An 18,255-nucleotide genomic window follows, 5' to 3' on the forward strand; every position below is an offset into this window, starting at 1 on the left:
GCGAGTCTGCGGTCGAAAAAAAAGACGCTGATGTAGCGTCTTTTTTTTGCGTGGCCCTAATTAATTGCTGACTTTGTCTGTGGGGTAGCGCAACGATTCACGCAGCAAGTAAGACATGGGCATCTCTAAGTTGATGCCGTTGGGTGCAATCGGCTTTTGAAACCACTTGGCGTAGAGCGCCTGCAGCTCACCGCTGCGGATAAGGCGCAGCATTTCCTGATTAACCACCTTCTTAAAGGCCTCATCGTCCTTGGGCAGCATGATTGCGTAAGGCTCAACCGTCATGGGCTTGCCCACAATCGCGTATTTAGCAGGCTCTTTGGACTGGGCGCGCAGGCCGGATAGCAGCACATCATCCATCGCAAAGGCTTGGGCTGTGCCAGCGGCAACTGCATCAAAACCTTCTTGGTGGTTGTTAGCGGGCATGATTTTTATTTTCAGCAGGCGCTCAGTATTGATGCGCGCAAGCTCTGTGATGCTGGTCGAGCCCTTAGTCGAGACCACAGTTTTTCCGCTTAAGTCATCCACCGCAGTGATGTTGCTGCTGACGGGAGTGAGCAAGCGTACCGAGGCGATGAAGTGAGAAATGGTGAAGTCGACTTGCTTGCGGCGCTCGGCTGTATTGGTGGTAGAGCCGCATTCCAGCGACGCCTTGCTCTCAACGATGGTCGGAATACGCGCCGCAGAGCTGACCGCCAAATAGTCCACGGGCAGTGCGGGTATCTGCAATTGCGCACGAATGGCATCTACAAGTTTGCTGCACAGGTCCATGGCATAGCCAATGGGCTTTTTGTTGGCATCAAGATAGGAAAAAGGAATCGACGTATCGCGGTGAGCGATCGTAATGCGCCCTGCGGCCTTGATTTTTTCTAGCTCGCCAGCCTGCGCGGCGGGTAGGGCGCTGAAAGAGACAATCAGTGCTGCAGCCATGTTGAGCGTTGTCATGGATGAGCGCAGGCGCTTGAGGGGACGAGCCGAAAAAAGCATGAATACTCCTTGGTCTTCAAGTAGGGAATCGTGCTTGTAAGCAGCAAATCTTTCCCTCACTAGGGGCATTAGTTGTTTGATTTGTGATTGCTGCGAATGTAGTCGGATTCGAGCAGTCTCGTTCTATATTAATACTAAGCAGGCACAATTTAACTGAATTCTTGGATGCTGCTCCAAGCATTGCTAGCGTGTGTCGTTGCTTAACATAGCATTTTCACAGAGGCGTTCAATCAGCGAGCACGGACACATCACTTTGACTCTGCGCCGCTCATTGAACCGTGCGCTTTCGCCATATGCGCGCACGAGTCGCCAAGGGCGGGGATAATCCCAGCCCTTATGCCAGCTCTTATGCCCTTGAAGATCACCTTCCCCGAGTCCCTGCCCGTATCTGGCCGCCGCCAAGAAATCATGGAGGCCATGGACAAGCACCAGGTCATCATCGTCTGCGGCGAAACCGGCTCGGGCAAGACCACGCAGTTGCCCAAGATCGCACTGGCGCTGGGGCGCGGCAAGCTCAATGCCACGCCCGATGCGAATGGCCAAGTGCGCGGCCACCTCATCGGCCACACCCAGCCGCGCCGGATTGCGGCAAGTTCGGTGGCTAAGCGCATTGCCGAGGAGCTGAACACGCCGCCCGGCGAGGTGGTGGGCTACAAGGTGCGTTTTCAGGACACGCTGCAAAAAGGTGCCTCCGTCAAGCTGATGACCGACGGTATCTTGCTGGCCGAGACGCAGACCGATCCGCTGCTCAAAGCCTACGACACGCTGATCATCGACGAGGCGCATGAGCGCAGCCTGAACATCGACTTTCTGTTGGGCTATCTGCGCCAGATCCTGCCCAAGCGCCCTGATTTGAAAGTGGTGGTGACATCCGCCACCATCGATGCCGACCGCTTTGCCAAGCACTTTGAAAGCAAAGATGGCCCTGCGCCCGTCATCATGGTCTCAGGGCGCACCTACCCAGTCGAGATGCGCTACAGCCCGTTTGAAGGCGAAAAAGATAAAGACCTGAACGACGCCATTGCCGACGGCGTGGATGAACTCTGGCAAGGCGGCAAGGGCGGCGATATTCTGATCTTCCTGCCCGGCGAGCGCGAAATTCGCGAAGCGGCTGACCATTTGCGCAAGCATTTGCAACATTCACCCGTGCTGCGCAATGCCGAGGTACTGCCCCTGTTCTCGCGCCTGTCGCAGGCTGAGCAAGATCGCATTTTTGACGGCCACACGGGCCGGCGCATTGTGCTGGCGACCAACGTGGCGGAAACCTCGCTCACGGTTCCCGGCATCCGATACGTGATTGATGCAGGTACGGCCCGCGTAAAACGCTATTCTTTCCGTAGCAAGGTGGAGCAGTTGCTGGTCGAGCCGATCTCGCAGGCCGCCGCCAACCAGCGCGCCGGTCGTTGTGGTCGTGTGGCCAACGGTATCTGCATTCGCCTGTATGACGAGGTGAGCTTTACCAGCCGCGACAAGTTCACTGACCCGGAAATTTTGCGTAGCTCGCTGGCCGGCGTGATCTTGCGCATGAAGTCGCTGGGTTTGGGCGATGTGGTGAACTTCCCGTTTCTGGAAGCGCCTTCGGGCCGCGCCATTGCCGACGGCTACCAACTGCTGGCCGAGCTGGGCGCGGTGGACGAGCGCGGCAACTTGCTGGCCATGGGCAAAGAGCTGTCGCGCCTGCCGCTGGACCCACGCGTGGGCCGCATGATTTTGGAAGCGCGTGACCGCAAGGCGCTGGCCGAGGTGTTGATCATTGCTTCCGCGATTTCGGTGCAAGACGTGCGCGACCGGCCTATGGAGGCGCAGCAGCAGGCCGACCAAGCCCACGCCAAGTTTGACGACGAAAAAAGCGAATTCACTGGCTATCTGCGCTTGTGGAAATGGCTGCATGATGCGCGCGGCGGCAAAGTGGTGGCGCAGTCGCGCAAGGAAATGGCGGCGCAAAACGCACCGGCATCCAGGCCAAGCACACGCAGCCAAGCCTTCTTGCCAGTCAGCCAGCGCAGCAGTGGCGCGCAGGTTGAAGGCACAGTCGAAGAGCGTTTGGCGCTGTTCAACCCCTCCGAAGTGGAGCAGGCCGCCACGCACAAAATTAGCAACCGCCAGTGGGAGCAACTGCTGCGCCAGAACTTCATCAATATTCGCCGCGTGCGCGAATGGCGCGATATTCATTCGCAGCTGATGACGGTGGTGAAAGAGCAAAAATGGCTGCTCAACAACGAAGCGGCGGGCTACGACGCGCTGCACCTTTCCATGCTGGCCGGCCTGCTCGGTAACATTGGCTACAAGGCCGAGGAAAGCGAAACCTATCTGGGCGCGCATGGCATCAAGTTCCACGCCCATCCCGGCGCGCACCTGAGCAAAAAGCCCGGTCGCTGGATTCTGGCGGCCGAGCAGGTCGAAACCTCGCGCCTGTATGGCCGGGGCATTGCGGCGATTGAGCCGCAGTGGTTGGAAGAAGTCGGTGGGCATTTGCTTAAGAAGCAGATGCTGGACCCGCACTGGTCCAAAAAACAAGCCGATGTGGTGGCGCTGGAGCGTGCCACGCTGTACGGGCTGGTGGTCTACAACGGCCGCCGCGTGAGCTATGGCCGCATCGACCCGCACGAGGCGCGCAATCTCTTCATCCGTCAGGCGCTGGTGGAGGGCGAGTGGGAAACCAAGTGGCACTTCTTGCCCGCTAACCTTAAGCTGATGCGCAAGGTGGAGGAACTAGAGCACAAGAGCCGCCGCCAAGACGTGCTGGTGGACGACGAACTGATCTTCGCCTTCTACGACCAGCAGTTGCCCAAGGATGTGTACAGCGGCGCAACCTTTGACCACTGGTTCCGTCAGCAAAGCAAGGGCAACCCCGATTTGCTGCGCTTGTCGCGCGATGAGCTGATGCGCCATGAGGCCGCTGGCATCACCACCGATAACTTCCCCAAGCTGGTGAAATTAGGCGGGGTGGATTGCTCTGCTGCCTATCTGCACAGCCCCGGCGATGCGCGCGATGGTGTGACCGTCACCGTGCCGCTGTTTGTGCTCAACCAAGTCAGTGATGAGCGCGCCGAATGGCTGGTGCCCGGCATGCTCAAAGACAAAATTCAGGCGTTGCTCAAAAGCCTGCCCCAGCGCCCGCGCAGCCGCTTTGTGCCGTTGCCCGAAAGTGCTGCGCGGCTGGCCGAGCTGTTTACGCAGAGTGAACGTTGGGGGCAGGGCGGCTTAATCGACGCCTTGCTCAAGCAGGTGCGCGATGAGACGTCGCTGGACGTGAAGCGTGCCGACTTCAAGCTCGACATGCTGAGCCCGCATCTGTTCATGAACTTCCGCATCACCGACGAGCATGGCCGCCAGCTGGGCCAAAGCCGTAATTTAGGTGCGCTCAAAGCCGAATGGGGCGTAAAAGCGCGTGGGGCTTTTCAAGCGCTTGCTTCGTTAAAAGTAGCTGCAAGTCTTACTGAATCATTGGATTCAGCTGCAAAAGAGGCTCAAACCAATAAAACTCTTGCACAGGCTGCTCCAAAAAGTGAAAAAGCCCAAGCCACTGTAAGCAAAGCTCCTGCTCAAGCGCACGATGCACGCTACAAGGATTGGAGTTTTGGTGAGCTGCCCGAGCTGATGGAGATTAAAAAGAGCGGCACCACCTTGATCGGCTTTCCTGCCTTGATCGATCACGGCGATGGTGTGGGTATTGAAGTGTTTGACGAGCCCGAAGTCGCTGCCGCAAAGCACCGCTTGGGCCTGCGCCGCTTGTTTGCGCTACAAATTCGCGATGCTTTGAAGTATCTGGAAAAGAATATCCCCGATCTGCAGAAAATGGCCGTGGCCTTTATGCCACTGGGCACGCAGGAAGAGTTGCGCGAGCAGATCATCAACGTGGCCATTGACCGCGCTTTTCTGCAAGAGCCGCTGCCTTCGAACGAAGCTGACTTCAAGCAACGTGTGCAAGATGGTCGGGGCCGTCTGACCCTGATCGCCAACGAAGTGGCGCGCATGTCTGGCGTGATCTTGCTGGAATACGCTGCTGCCCAGCGCAAGATCAAAGACACGAAAAATGCGGCGGATGCCACAAAGGATGCGGGCGAGCAGCTACAAAAGTTGATGCCCAAAAACTTCATCGCCATCGCACCTTGGGCGCAGTTGGGACATTACGCACGTTACCTCAAGGCCATCGTCATTCGTCTCGATAAATACCGCGCCGACCCGGCTCGTGATGCCAGCAAGCTCAAAGAGTTAATGCCGCTTGAGCAGCGCTATTGGCGCTTGGTTGCTGAGCGCAAGGGTGCCGTCGATGCACGCATGCAAGAGTACCGCTGGATGCTTGAAGAGCTGCGTGTGAGCTTCTTCGCACAAGAACTGCGCACGCCTTACCCGGTGAGCAGCAAGCGTCTGGATAAGGTGTGGGCGCAATTGCAAAACTAAGCAAGCTCAGACCCATCAAGCAAACTACAAAACAAGCAATGGAGTAAACAACCGAATGCGGCTGCGGGTAAGGAAAAAATCTGGCCCCAAGGATTGATGAACTTATTCACTCACCATAAAGCAGTGCGTTGAGATGCGAGGAAACTGTCTTTAGGCTTAGTCATTAAGCGTGGTGAGTGGATGTGTTTATAAATGGGTGCTTGTTCCTGCATCGGCCATTAACTACAGTATTTTGGGAGGCTTTGTTTTCAGGCCTAGCCTTTATTGCAGCCAGTGGGCGTCCACAAGCGGTGTTTTTTGCATTGCCTCCATTACAAAAGTTGCCCGCGTCTATTGCCATATGCCATTTCACAACAGATGCTCGTCCTGTTCAGATGGTGTCTGTGATGGATTGTTGAGGGCCAAGCGAGCGGCTCTTTGAGGATTGGGACCTTGCTTATATGACTGATAGCAGTCTTGAGTCTTTTAATTCATTGCTGGGTCAGATTGAGGATTAAGCACTTACCCACTTTATGTCGCTGCTAAATAATCTGGATAGGGAATAAAGCGATGCTTTTTTGCGCAAAGTATCCGCTTTTAAAAATTGAATTTTTAATCTTCTTGGATAGATCTGTCTCAACAAGGCAATAGTCACGCTCATTCCTAGAATGAATGCTCTTAAAACACGATGTTTATGGGCGACACTACAGCGCACAGATAACCTTTCCAAGAAAAAAATCAATGCGCGAGAACACAAAGCACAGTCCTCAGCAAAGTGGAGTTGAGGGGCGTGGCAACGATAGCCATTTCTTGCGAGCCGTCACCGATATGGCCGACCACACGAACGTGGTGACAGGCGACGCTATCTATACAGACAATGGCGTCAAGCTGGTGGATAAAGGGATTCGCGTAGATGGGCGCTTGTATGAGCGCTTAGTCATGCACAAGCTGCGTGACCCTATCGATCGCTGTTTGGTCACCGATAACCTTGTGGATGTGGCATCTCTGGTCTCCTTAGCTCGCCAGCAATGCGAGAAGCTTGAGTGGCTGCGCCGCATGGCCGTATCGGTGGGCGGTGTGGAGTGTTTGCTGGCGCCAGTCAAAGGCTTGCTGCTGCCGCCGGCCATTGCTTTTAAGCTCACCGTGATGCGTGAGCAGCGCAACGATCTGTTTGAGCACAGCCTGCAGATGACGCTGGTGTCTATCTTTTTGGCATTGAAAAATAACTGGACTGAACGCGATTGCGTGCCCTTGGCCACTGCAGCGCTGCTGCACGATGTGGGCATGCTCTATATGGACCCTGTGTGGACGGACCCCGCTCACCGCCTTACAGGCGAAGAGCGCAAGCACCTGATTGCGCACTCTGTCACAGCCATGCTGGTGGTGCGCAGCACCGAGCTTTACTCCCGCGCTGTCGAAATTGCGGTGCTTGAGCACCATGAACGCATGGATGGCACTGGCTACCCGCGCGGCATAAAGGGCAGTGCCATCTCGCCAATGGGGCAGGTGCTGCTGCTGGCCGAGGTGGTGTCCGCCTTCTTTGAAAAGTTCAAGGACATGCCGGGCCAGCGCCTGTCGCTGATGCTGCGCATGAACCACAAGAGCTATCCGGCTGATTTGGTGCATCAAATTTTGCCGCTACTCTATGACGAAATCGTCCCCGGTCAGCCGCTTGGCCCGTTGCAGGCAGAGTTTTCGCACAGCATCGCAGCTTTGGAAGCGGCGTTGAGCAAGTGGGCCGAGCTCAAAAGCGACTTTCCCGAGCAGTGGCAACTCATGCCTGATGCGCAGGCCGCGGCCTTGGTGGACGCTAACTTGGCGCAGCTGCAAAAACAGCTGGCCGAAGCAGGCTCTCACCCCAGCCAGCAGGTGCATGTGCTGACGTATTTGAAAGACGATGCACTGGGAATGAGCGAGCTGATTATGGTCAACCGAGAAGCCTTGTGGCAGCTGCAAACCATCACCAATGACTGCTTGCGCCGATGGCCCGCACTGGGCCAAAGCGCATCGGCATTTGAATTGGCCGTGGCGCAATGGTGCGATGCTTGCGCGCAGCTGATGCCAGAGGCCAGCAAGTAGCATCAAGTTTGGTCTATTGAGAGCTGTACTTAGCCCCGATGAACTAAGTTTCATCAATATTGATAGCTATCAGTCTTTAATTTTCCTAGACTAGAGGCTGATTTCGATTGAAGTTTTGCGCTGGCGTGCCTGAGCGCACTAAAATTTCGCGCCATGCATAACGCTCATGATCCCAAAGTCTTGCCGCTGCGCGCAGGCGTCAGTCCTAGCTGCGTGATCGCGCCCAGTCAGGGCAAGGGTTTGCTGATTGATTTTCTGTGTGAGCGAATGCCTGCAGTTGGACGCGAGCAGTGGTTGGACCGCATTGATGTGGGCGAAGTCGTGTGTGAGACCGGTGAGCCAGCCCAGCCGCTTAGCTTGTTCGCCCCTGGACTGCGCTATTACTACTACCGCAATCTGCAAAGCGAGCCTGAGATACCGTTCGCCGCCGAGATCATCTACCGCGATGCACATTTGCTGGTGGCTGACAAGCCGCATTTTTTGCCCGTAGTACCCTCAGGTCAGTATTTGCAAAACACCTTGCTAGTGCGCCTTAAGCGTGAGGTGGATGTGCCCGAACTCTCGCCCATTCACCGGATTGACCGTGATACGGCGGGCCTTGTGGTGTTTTCGGTGCAGCGCGCCACGCGGGGCGCTTATCAGGCCTTGTTTAGAGAGCGAAGCATTCACAAAACCTATGAGGCCGTGGCCTCTTACAGGTCTGATCTGTCGTTTCCGCGCGAGCATGTGAGCCGCATGGAGGAAAGCAGCCAGTTCTTTCGTATGCACGAAGTGGCAGGCCAGCCCAATAGCTGCACGCAGATGGAAATCATCGAGCACAACGAGGCATGGGCGCGCTACCGGCTCAGCCCAGTCTCTGGCAAACGCCACCAGTTGCGCGTGCATATGCTGGCGCTGGGCCTGCCGCTCAAAGGCGATGCGCTGTACCCGGTGGTGAACGATGCGCTGCACGGCGACTACTCCAACCCACTGCAACTGCTGGCGCGTAGCCTTGCCTTTGATGACCCGCTGACAGGGCTGCGCCGCGAATTTATCAGCCGCCGTAGTTTGTTGCCCTTGCCTGAACCAACGCTTACTCAAGCCGATTTGAAATAATTCCAGATAACTGCGCACAGCAAAAGCACGAGTAAAAGCATCGTGACAAAAAGGCCGCTGCGGCTGCGCGGTACTTCGCCAGGGGCGGTCGCTACTTCGTACGGGCTTGCGCTGGCCTGGGTGCTGGAAGGTTGCGCTGGTTTTAAATCCAACGGCTGGCCTTGCATGGCGTCGTCAATGCGCTCCTTGGCTTGGGCCAGCCCAAGTCCCGTGGCTTCTTTAAGCAGCTTGACGGCTTCTAATTTGCTTCCTGCAGCAATCGCTGCGTGAATGCGCAACTCTGTAGGTGAGGGCTCGGTAATTGAAGGCTCTGCTCTGTGCATCTGCAGCGGCATTTCAATTGGCAAGCCTGCTGCATCGGCAGACTCCAGCAAGTGCTTAGTCTCTGCCAGCCCCAAACCTGTTTGATCGCGCAAAAGCTTGATGGCCAGCACCTTGTTGCCACTGTTCCAAACAGACATGATTTCGGCAGGAATGGCTTGATTCATAAATAATCCCAAACAGGTATAGAACGGGTGGTCGCTTGAATATTCGCTTGAATGTTCACTTAGGTGGTCGATTATGTGATGCAGCAAGTGCTTTAATCGCATTGCGGCAGTGCAAAGTCAACGGCACTGCCCATGATCTGTGAGCTTGAGCCATGCTGCCGTAAAAACAATGAACGACTTACAAATAGTGCAATGCACTTACCAACGCCACGCCACCGCGATTTTGGAGATTTTCAACGACGCCATCGTCAACTCCACCGCGCTCTATGACTACCAGCCGCGCACGGCGCAAAACATGGTGGCCTGGTTTGAGGCCAAGCGCGCAGGCAACTGGCCGGTGATCGGGCTTGAAAATGCGCAAGGGCAATTGCTGGGCTTTTGCAGCTATGGCAGTTTTCGCGCATATCCTGCTTACAAATACACGGTAGAGCATTCGGTGTACGTCCACCCCCAGCACCGCGGTGCGGGACTGGGCCGCCAACTGCTTGATTTGCTGATTGCTGAAGCCCGCCGCCGTGGCAATGTGCACGCCATGGTGGGTGCGATTGACGCCGCCAATGAAGGCAGCATCGCACTGCACAAGCGCCTGGGTTTTGTGCATGTGGGTCAGATGCCCCAGGTGGGTTTCAAGTTCGGTCGCTGGCTGGACCTGGCCTTCTACCAGCTCACTCTGGAGACGCCGTTGAATCCAGTAGATGGCTGAGTGCACTCCTGTTTGCTATGAATGATGGAGCTGAAAGTCATTATGCCGTCTAGACATGGGGCATGTTTCATAGAAATTTTCATCCAGCATTGATACATTCTGTGCCCAGTCATTTCTTGCCAACTCTTGTCATCCCCCCGCGTGCCCACACGTTATAGCCTGAAGCGGCAAGCCACAGCCTAGAGACGACTGGATCGTGCGGCTGCTGGTTGAGCTTTTGGGCCCCATCTTCTGAACTGTGAATGGCACAGAAGGGCAGGCCGCTTTTGTTCTGTGTCCTTTTTTAAAGGAGTGCTAGCTATGTGGAAACTGGGTCGCCTGCTGACGGTATTTCGCAAAGAGCTCAGGCTCGCCTGGGCCGTATTGCGGGACTCCCGCACGCCCAAACTCGCCAAGCTCGTTACGGTGCTGGCGGCCTTGTATGTCATCAGCCCGATCGACTTCATTCCTGACACCATTCCCATCCTGGGTTGGCTGGATGACGGTTTGATTGGTTATCTGCTGCTGCAACTGGCCTTCAAGTTTTTGCCTGCTGAGTTGCTTGCAACGCTGCGCACACGAGTTGGGGGCAAAACTCCAGTTCATTAACGACCCCTCTTTGGGTTCTTCACAGCCAGCGCTACAAGTATTAGCGCTGGCCGTTGGCGTTTCTGAGGCGTATGCAGGACCCTAGGCGGTAAGCATCTGCAACTCAAAGTCCCACTTAGCAGTCGTGTTCCAGTCGGAGCATGGGGCATGAAAAACTGCAATAGCAGCAATGGGCGTGGAACTTTGCAGATTCTGAGCGATGTCATCAGAACTTAGATTGCAGATCAGGTTCTGCGTGCTTGTTTTGCGGGCAATGTGCTGTGCGTTGAACCTTGTAATACACCTTATCTTGCGACTGTTTGGCATTGCGGCGCTTCGCGTGCAATTGTCATAGCCCTTATCCATCAGTTGCTGCAGTGTTGAGGTTGAAGTGACGGAGAACGAGGGCAAAAAACGCTTCGTAGTTTTTGGATAACTTAGTCGCTTTAGTGAAAATTGCGACACCCTGCGTAGTTTATGTACCTTCTTATAGGTATTAAAAATTAAAGATTTTTAATAATTAGAAGGCTTGAGGAGAGGCATTTTTTATGCGATAGAAGCCAAGAATTTCGCACGATCATCGATTAATTTATCTTGTTTTTCATATGAATTAATTTGTAAGTTTGGACGCACAAGATTTCATTGCTTTTGCCTTCTTGTAATAGTTTTTGGTAATTGCAAAATCCATTTCTAGCTTTTTAGCCTATCAACTATGGGTGGGCTGAGTTCAAGAAACAAGGCATGTGAGGGGATGGTCCACCTCGCAGGAAATGGAGAAAGCGTCATGAACCGTAGCTATCGCACGATCTGGAATGAGTCTTTGGGCGCGTGGGTCGCCGCATCAGAAGTGAGCGCCACTCGTGGTAAGAAATCTCGCAACCGGTGCATTGCGACAGCAGCGGCTTCAGTGTTGGCGTCGGTGGTGGCTGTGGGAGGGATGTTGCCATCAGCGGCTTTTGCCGATGCCTCCTTCAGCAGTGTTGGCACTTGTACACGCACATCAGGCCAACCCACCTGGACCTGTGAAATCAATAGTCCCACAGGTGGCGTCGCTCGAATTACGGGTGTGCCTTCGGATGCCTCGGGTCAGCCGCAAACGAGCTTTATCAGCAACTGGGCTGCCACAAACCTGGGAGCGAATGCTCTGGCTTTGGGCGATACCATAACCATGGCGACAGGTGCCAATTCCATTGTGATAGGCAATGGCTCTGCAGCGACGGGAGAAGGCTCGGTGGTTGTCGGCGGCAATTCAGCGGCGGTACAACGTGCTCAAGGTGTGGATAGCAACAATGTGGCGTCGCTTGCCAGGGCGGACATGGTGACCGTGCTCGGGCCGCAGGCATTGGTGCTTGCCATCGCGCAAAGTGATTCCAACCGCAGCGGTGCAGGTGCGGCAGATGTCACGGCAGCCACTGCTGTCGGTATGGGAAGCCGCGTCATAGCTGATGGCAATGGCTACTCCGCAGATGCAGGTCGCACTTTGGCCATGGGCGGTGCTGAAATTCATGCGATCGCCAGAGATGCCAATGCTGTTGCAACAGGTGCATTGGCTATTGGTAGTGGTGCGCGAGTTGTCTCCGTCGCAGACGGTGGTGCTGGCGCGAGTGTGGCCACTTCCGCCAAAAGCGGTATCGCCATTGGTGAAGGCGCCATGGTCGGGGCCATCAACGCGGGTCAGAACTACTCGTCGGAGGCCAATGGCGCCATTGCCATTGGCCAAAATGCACGCGCGGTGGCCCAGGGCAATGTGAACAACGTGTCTAACTCCGTAGTGATCGGCAGCCATTCTGAAGCCAATGGAGATTCGAGTATTGCCATCGGTCATGCGGCGGGTACCGATGGTGCGACCAATACGGCCGTTCAGTCAGGCGATAACGTGGCCATCGGTCGCGCCGCCGGTCAGTTTGTGAACGGTATAACAAATGTGGGCATGGGCAGCTTGGCTGGTTCCAATGTGACGGGGGACTACAACCTCGCACTGGGTCAATTGGCCGGCGGTGATGTGCAAGGGGATCGCAATATTGCACAGGGCTACAACGCTGGTAGCACGTTGCGTACCTCCGGGATTGCTGGAAGTCCTGCCACTGCGCAGGACAACGTGGCGGTGGGTTCGTATGCGGGTTCCAACATCAATGGCAGTGAAAATGTGGGCGTGGGCAAGAACGCTGGCTCCAACTCCACAGGTGAGACAAATACGGCCGTGGGTGCCCAGGCCGGTTTCATGACCCAGGGTAGCCAGAATTCTGCGCTTGGCTTGGGGGCCGGTTCCAATGTGGCAGGCTCTTATAACGTGGCTACGGGCACGGGTAGCGGCGCGTCTCTGGTAGGGGATTTCAACACGTCTTCTGGCTTTCGCGCTGGTGAGTATTCCAACGGTCATGGCAATGTTTCTATTGGCGGGGCTGCGGGGGCCTCGGCGACCGGGAATGCCAATGTGTCCATTGGTATAGGTGCAGGGTCTGGTGCGGCCTCTGATGCCGTGCGCATTGGTACTGGCGCAGGTACGACCGGCAATGGCTTGACGGCATTGGCAATGACCGGTCAGGATTACGTATCAGCGGTAGTCTCTCGCATGGATAAGCTGTTGGCGCCGCTAACAAGCTACACGGCTCAACAGATTGTGGATGGCCTTAATGCGGGGACTTTCGATTACAACTCTTCTGGAGATGTAATGAGAGTTTCTGATGGTGCGATTATTTTGAAAGCGGCTGATATGCAGGCCGTGAATGAATCCATGCAGACAGCAGGGAGTGGCGATCGTTCTATCAGCGTCGGCCGTCTCTCTTGGGCGCAGGGGAGTGACTCTATTGCAATCGGCAGCGCTGCTTATGCGGCCAAAGCCAACGCCATCGCCTTGGGTACCAATGCGCAAGCCTTGGGTGACAGCAGCATTGCCATGGGGCGTGATGCCATCGCGACAGGTTCAGTAGCTTATGGTGCTGCAGCCAAGGCGGGCAATGGGGGGACTGCTATCGGTGACGGAGCAGTGGGCACGTTCTTGAATGCGGCCACTGTCGCCGGTACGGTGGCGGGTACGGCGGTGGGTCAGAATGCCTCGGCAGATGTATCAGGTGCCACAGCACTGGGTACCAATGCCAATGCTTCTGCAGCCAACAGCGTGGCGCTGGGCTCTGCCTCTATCGCCAACGGCAGCACCTTGGCCCAGGCGGCTTACCAGCCTCTTGGTAAGGCGGTGGCGGGCGCAACGCCGGCAGGCGAAGTGTCGGTGGGTTCTGCGGGTAATGAACGCCGTATCACCAATTTGGCGGCAGGCGCAACCGATACCGATGCCGTCAATGTGTCGCAACTGAAGGCGGCGCAGACGCATTACTACAGTGTCAATGATGCAGGGGTTCAAAGCGGAAATTACAACAACAATGGTGCGCAAGGCAATAACAGCCTTGCCGCGGGTGTTAATACCGTGGCGCAAGGCCAAAGTGCGGTTGCCATGGGGCACGGTGTCCAGGCGCCCGCGAACTTTGGGGTCGCGATTGGCTACAACGCGGTAGCAGCAGCTTCGCAGGGGCAGAGTGTTGCGATTGGCGCAGCGGCACAAGCGCTGGGCTTTTCCTCGATTGCGATTGGATCATCCCGTGGAGCGAGCGGCGGTTTGCCTGACACGGGTGTTGATTTCAGTAGTCCCTCGGCAACCGGGCAAGGCTCCATCGCAATTGGTGCAGCCACTACGGCAAATGGTACGTATCACAGCATAGCTTTGGGCGTGAATGCCAAGGCCATGAATGACAGTGCCATGGCTATGGGTGGGGGCAGCAGAGCCTATGGGGCTAACAGTGCAGCACTGGGGCCGTTTGCGCAGGTGACGGTTGCGGATGGTGTGGCTCTGGGCTCTGGCTCCATGGCCAGTACCGGGGCGGGGGTCGCAGGTTATGTGCCTCTGGGCGGGAGCGCAGCGGCAGTCAATGCGACGCAGAGTACCCTTGGTGCGGTATCGGTGGGTGATGCTGCAGCAAGACGATATCGTCAAATTACCGGTGTTGCTGCGGGCTCAGTCGATAGCGATGCGGTAAATGTGGCGCAGTTGCAGGCTGCGCAGATGCATTATTACAGTGTGAATGATGGCTCTTCACGTTATCTTAATTATGATAATGATGGCGCCAAAGGCCAATCTTCACTGGCTATAGGTTTAAATACCGCGACGGGTACTAGTGCCAATGGGTCAATTGCTCTGGGTGTCAATACATACGTAACCTCATCCTCCACGGTCGCCATTGGCCAACAGTCTGGTTATAGTGGCGCATTATCTTCTTCCCTCCAGAATCTAGGTGCAGCCAGTACTGTCATTGGGACAGGGGCGGGCGCAGAGACATCGGGCGCTCAGAATACCTTTATAGGGTCCTTTTCCGGCGGGCAAATTACCGGTATGAGAAATATCGCCGTTGGAAGTGTTGCGGGGGGCTCTTATAGCGGTGATTACAATCTCGCGATTGGATACAACTCAGGCCCTAACTACGGCTCACCGCCAAACGGAACCCAAGCTTTCGGAACGATTAGTATTGGAGCGTGGGCAAGTGCCAGGAACAATACTCTGAACAATGGCAGCGCGGGCTCTGTTGCCATTGGATATCGTTCATTTGCGCAGGGCGATGGCTCGGACAGCGCAATGAGCGCGTCAGCTATTGCACTGGGCTCGATTGCGAGTGCTAAAGCCGATGGCAGCATTGCCATTGGGGAGGGGGCAGCATCCAATAAATCCTATTCCGTTGTCGTCGGTGGTTATTCCACCGCAAACGGCAGTAACGCAGTGGCATTAGGCGGTCATGCCACTGCCTCTGGTGATAACTCCATTGCCATGGGTCAAGGTGCTCGGGCTGCTGGCAAGCAGTCCATTAGCATTGGCACCGGCAACCGTATTTATGCGAATAGCGCAGGTGCCTTCGGAGACCCGAATTCTGTGGCTGCGGGCGCTGATGGCTCATATGTCATAGGCAACAACAACAGTGTTTATTCAACTAACACCTTTGTCGTGGGAAATAGCGTCAACATTGGTGTAAATGCCAGCGGAGCCGTCGCTTTGGGTAACCAATCGGGTGTCAGTCAGCCCGGAGGAGTAGCGTTGGGGCAGGGCAGCTATGCCAGCGTGGCGGAGGGAGTGCAGGGATATGACCCCCTTGGCGCGGGTCAGGCGCAAAGCCCCGCGGCACTGGCATCGGGCGTCTGGAAAGCCACGGACGCCGCGATATCGGTTGGCGCAGCCGACGGCAGCATGACGCGCCAGATTACGGGGGTTGCGGCAGGAACGAACCCTTCTGATGCCGTTAACGTGGCGCAATTGAAAAGTGTGAACGATACCGCCAACAAGGGCTGGAGCGTAGCTGCCAATGGTGAAGCGACCGGCGGTAATGTGGTACCTGGCGGCAAGGTGGACTTCAGTCCCACCAACACCAATCTGACGGTGACACGTGGCGGCGCCACAGGCACGGATATTCAGGTCGGTCTGGCCAATACTCTGGACCTGACCAGCGCTGGCAGCGTGACGACAGGTGACACCGTGCTCAACAACAACGGTGTGGCGGTGACCAATGGTGCCAACGTGAGTCAACTGACCAGCGCGGGCACCAGCGTGACCGATGGCACGAGCACTACTGCCTCCACCGCCGCAGGCACGACCGTGACCAATGGCAGCAATGTCAGCACCTTGGGTGCCGGCATGGCCAGCGTCAGCAATGGCACACAAAGCACGGTTATCAATCCCACCAGCGTGGTGGTGGGTCAGGGCGGCAGCAACCCCGTGACCATCAATGGCACTGCCGGTGAGGTGACCGGCCTGAGCAACAAGACGCTGACGGGGGCAGGCTTTGCGACAGCAGGCCGTGCGGCTACCGAAGAGCAGTTGAGCGCAGTGAACACAACAGTGAACAAGGGCTGGAATATTGGTGCCAACGGTGAAGCAACCGGTGCAAATGTGGCCCCTGGCGGCAAGGTTGACTTCAGTCCCACAAACACCAATTTGACGGTGACACGTGGCGGCGCCACTGGCACGGATATTCAGGTCGGTCTGGCCAATGCTCTGGACCTGACCAGCACTGGCAGCGTGACGACGGGCAACACCGTGCTCAACAACAACGGTGTGGCGGTGACCAATGGTGTCAATGTGAGCCAGCTGACCAGCGCGGGCACCCGCGTGACCGATGGCACAAGCACTACGGCCTCCACCGCCGCAGGCACGACCGTGACCAATGGCAGCAATGTCAGCACCTTGGGTGCCGGCACAGCCAGCGTCAGCAATGGCATACAAAGCACGGTTATCAATCCCACCAGCGTGGTGGTCGGTCAGGGTGGCAGCAACCCCGTGACCATCAACGGCACTGCCGGTGAGGTGACAGGTCTGAGCAACAAGACGCTGACGGGGGCAGGCTTTGCGACGGCAGGCCGTGCGGCCACCGAAGAGCAGTTGAGTGTGGTCAACGCCACGGTGAACAAGGGCTGGAACGTAGCATCCAGCGGAAATGCCACAGCGACCAATATTGCTCCCGGCGGTACGGTGACCTTCAATGGCGACAGCAATGTCACTGTTAAACATGCCGCAGACACCAATGGTGCCAAGGTGGACGTGACTTTGAACCCTGACTTGAATGTCACCAGCGTCACAACCGGGGGCACGCTGGTGAATAGCACGGGTGTCAGCTTTACTTCGAGCACTGTCGCGTTGACTTCTACAGGTTTGAACAATGGTGGCAACAAGATCACCAACGTGGCACCAGGTACCGCAGCGACGGATGGGGTAAATGTCTCGCAACTCCAGGCTGCAACAGTGGGTGTTGCTACACATTTCTACAGTGTTGGCAGCACGGACGCAACCGCTGCCAACTATAAGAACGATGGTGCATCGGGCAAAAATGCGCTGGCTGCGGGTGTTGGTGCTAGCGCCAGTGCCGATGATGCAATTGCCATTGGTGAGGCACAAGCCTCTGCTGCCAATGCGGTGGCTATCGGTAAGGGAGCTGCCGCGTCGGATGCCAACAGCGTGGCTTTGGGTAGTGGCTCGCAAACCAAGGCGGCAGTGGCCATTCCCACCGATATGGCACTGATTCCTGCAACGACCTTGAACTTTGCAGGTGCCGGCAACGTAGTGGGAGTGGTTAGCGTAGGCAGCGCTGCAGGTACGCGCCAGATTGTGAATGTGGCCCCTGGTGAGCTGTCTGCAGCCAGCACCGATGCGGTCAATGGCAGCCAGTTGTTTGCTGTGGCCAAGGGTCTCAATGACCGCATTGACAACATTCAGCTGACACCGGGTCCTGTGGGGCCACAGGGTGCTCCGGGTCCTGTCGGGCCTTCGGTTAAACCGGGTACAGGAGGTGGCTCTGGCAATGAATGGATAAACGGCAATGTCGTGACATTCATGGCGCCGTCTCCCACAGGTCAGGAGTCGCTGGCGGCCGGTAGCGGTGCTGTGGCAAGCGGCACCAATGCAACGGCCATTGGCAACGGGGCCGTAGCTTCAGGAAATGGTGCAACGGCTTTGGGTCAGGGGGCGACTGCGACAGGTGCAGGCTCCGTCGCTATTGGCAATAACTCTAGCGATGGCGGTCGTGCAAATGTCGTGTCTGTGGGCTCCGCAGGTGCTGAGCGCCAAATCACCAACGTAGCACCCGCAACTCAGGGCACAGACGCAGTCAACCTGAACCAGTTGAATCAGATGGGCACCACCATCAGCAACCAGTTCGGCAACATGCAAAACCAGATTAACCAGAACCAGCGGGAGGCAAATGCAGGTACTGCAGGTGCCATGGCCATGGCGGGTATGCCTCAGGCGTATATGCCCGGCAAGAGCATGCTTGCCGCTGGTGCTGCTAATTTCCGAGGAGAGTCTGCGCTGGCTGTGGGTATGTCGAGCATCTCAGACAACGGCCGCTGGGTGACCAAGTTCACAGGCTCTGCCAATTCGCGTGGTCAAGTCGGCGTGTCGGTTGGCGCCGGCTATCAATGGTAAGA

The 18,255-nt window shown here is 56.4% G+C and carries 8 protein-coding genes; 6 read left to right on the forward strand and 2 right to left on the reverse strand.

All coding sequences use genetic code 11. From position 1 onward, the window contains the following. Positions 1-60: 60 nt before the first annotated feature. The gene (locus KUF54_RS06355) at positions 61-987 is read right to left on the reverse strand and encodes an amino acid ABC transporter substrate-binding protein (RefSeq protein WP_255576337.1); all 927 of its coding nucleotides are present in this window, start codon (positions 985-987) and stop codon (positions 61-63) included. 348 nt (positions 988-1,335) lie between these two features. Here KUF54_RS06355 and hrpA point away from each other — a divergent pair, with 348 nt between their 5' ends. From hrpA to KUF54_RS06370, 3 genes are all read left to right on the forward strand, one after another. Next, on the forward strand, positions 1,336-5,391 hold the full coding sequence (gene hrpA, locus KUF54_RS06360) for an ATP-dependent RNA helicase HrpA (RefSeq protein WP_219345808.1): 4,056 nt from the start codon (positions 1,336-1,338) through the stop codon (positions 5,389-5,391). 720 nt (positions 5,392-6,111) lie between these two features. Further along, entirely contained in the window at positions 6,112-7,449 is a 1,338-nt protein-coding gene (locus KUF54_RS06365) for an HD-GYP domain-containing protein (protein WP_219345809.1), read from the forward strand. Between the two features lie 153 nt (positions 7,450-7,602). Continuing rightward, positions 7,603-8,544, forward strand: a complete 942-nt coding sequence (locus tag KUF54_RS06370; RefSeq protein WP_219345810.1) for a pseudouridine synthase — start codon at positions 7,603-7,605, stop codon at positions 8,542-8,544. Here KUF54_RS06370 and KUF54_RS06375 read toward each other — a convergent pair. Continuing rightward, entirely contained in the window at positions 8,526-9,032 is a 507-nt protein-coding gene (locus tag KUF54_RS06375) for a hypothetical protein (protein WP_219345811.1), read from the reverse strand. The two genes, KUF54_RS06370 and KUF54_RS06375, sit on opposite strands and share 19 nt — an antisense overlap. Before the next feature lie 169 nt (positions 9,033-9,201). On the opposite strand from KUF54_RS06375, the gene KUF54_RS06380 reads away from it, so the two are divergent. The 3 genes from KUF54_RS06380 to KUF54_RS06390 all read left to right on the forward strand — a co-directional run bounded on the left by KUF54_RS06380 (position 9,202) and on the right by KUF54_RS06390 (position 18,253). Continuing rightward, on the forward strand, positions 9,202-9,735 hold the full coding sequence (locus KUF54_RS06380) for a GNAT family N-acetyltransferase (protein ID WP_219345812.1): 534 nt from the start codon (positions 9,202-9,204) through the stop codon (positions 9,733-9,735). A gap of 300 nt (positions 9,736-10,035) precedes the next feature. Beyond that, a complete protein-coding gene (locus tag KUF54_RS06385; protein ID WP_219345813.1) occupies positions 10,036-10,323 on the forward strand; it encodes a YkvA family protein in 288 nt (95 codons plus the stop codon). Positions 10,324-11,086: 763 nt separating this feature from the next. Next, positions 11,087-18,253 carry a YadA-like family protein gene (locus KUF54_RS06390; RefSeq protein ID WP_219345814.1) on the forward strand — a complete coding sequence of 2,389 codons (7,167 nt, stop codon included), beginning with the start codon at positions 11,087-11,089 and terminating at the stop codon, positions 18,251-18,253. Positions 18,254-18,255: the final 2 nt, after the last annotated feature.

Origin of the sequence: Comamonas sp. Y33R10-2 (assembly GCF_019355935.1) — a bacterium.
Classification (GTDB): Bacteria; Pseudomonadota; Gammaproteobacteria; order Burkholderiales; family Burkholderiaceae_C; genus Comamonas.

Bases quoted from the DNA above. Each gene is read 5' to 3' on its own strand.
- KUF54_RS06375 (WP_219345811.1), bottom strand. From the start codon at position 9,032: ATGAATCAAGCCATTCCTGCCGAAATCATGTCTGTTTGGAACAGTGGC.
- KUF54_RS06385 (WP_219345813.1), top strand. From the start codon at position 10,036: ATGTGGAAACTGGGTCGCCTGCTGACGGTATTTCGCAAAGAGCTCAGG.
- hrpA (WP_219345808.1), top strand. From the start codon at position 1,336: ATGCCCTTGAAGATCACCTTCCCCGAGTCCCTGCCCGTATCTGGCCGC.
- KUF54_RS06370 (WP_219345810.1), top strand. From the start codon at position 7,603: ATGCATAACGCTCATGATCCCAAAGTCTTGCCGCTGCGCGCAGGCGTC.
- KUF54_RS06355 (WP_255576337.1), bottom strand. From the start codon at position 987: ATGCTTTTTTCGGCTCGTCCCCTCAAGCGCCTGCGCTCATCCATGACA.
- KUF54_RS06390 (WP_219345814.1), top strand. From the start codon at position 11,087: ATGAACCGTAGCTATCGCACGATCTGGAATGAGTCTTTGGGCGCGTGG.
- KUF54_RS06365 (WP_219345809.1), top strand. From the start codon at position 6,112: ATGCGCGAGAACACAAAGCACAGTCCTCAGCAAAGTGGAGTTGAGGGG.
- KUF54_RS06380 (WP_219345812.1), top strand. From the start codon at position 9,202: ATGAACGACTTACAAATAGTGCAATGCACTTACCAACGCCACGCCACC.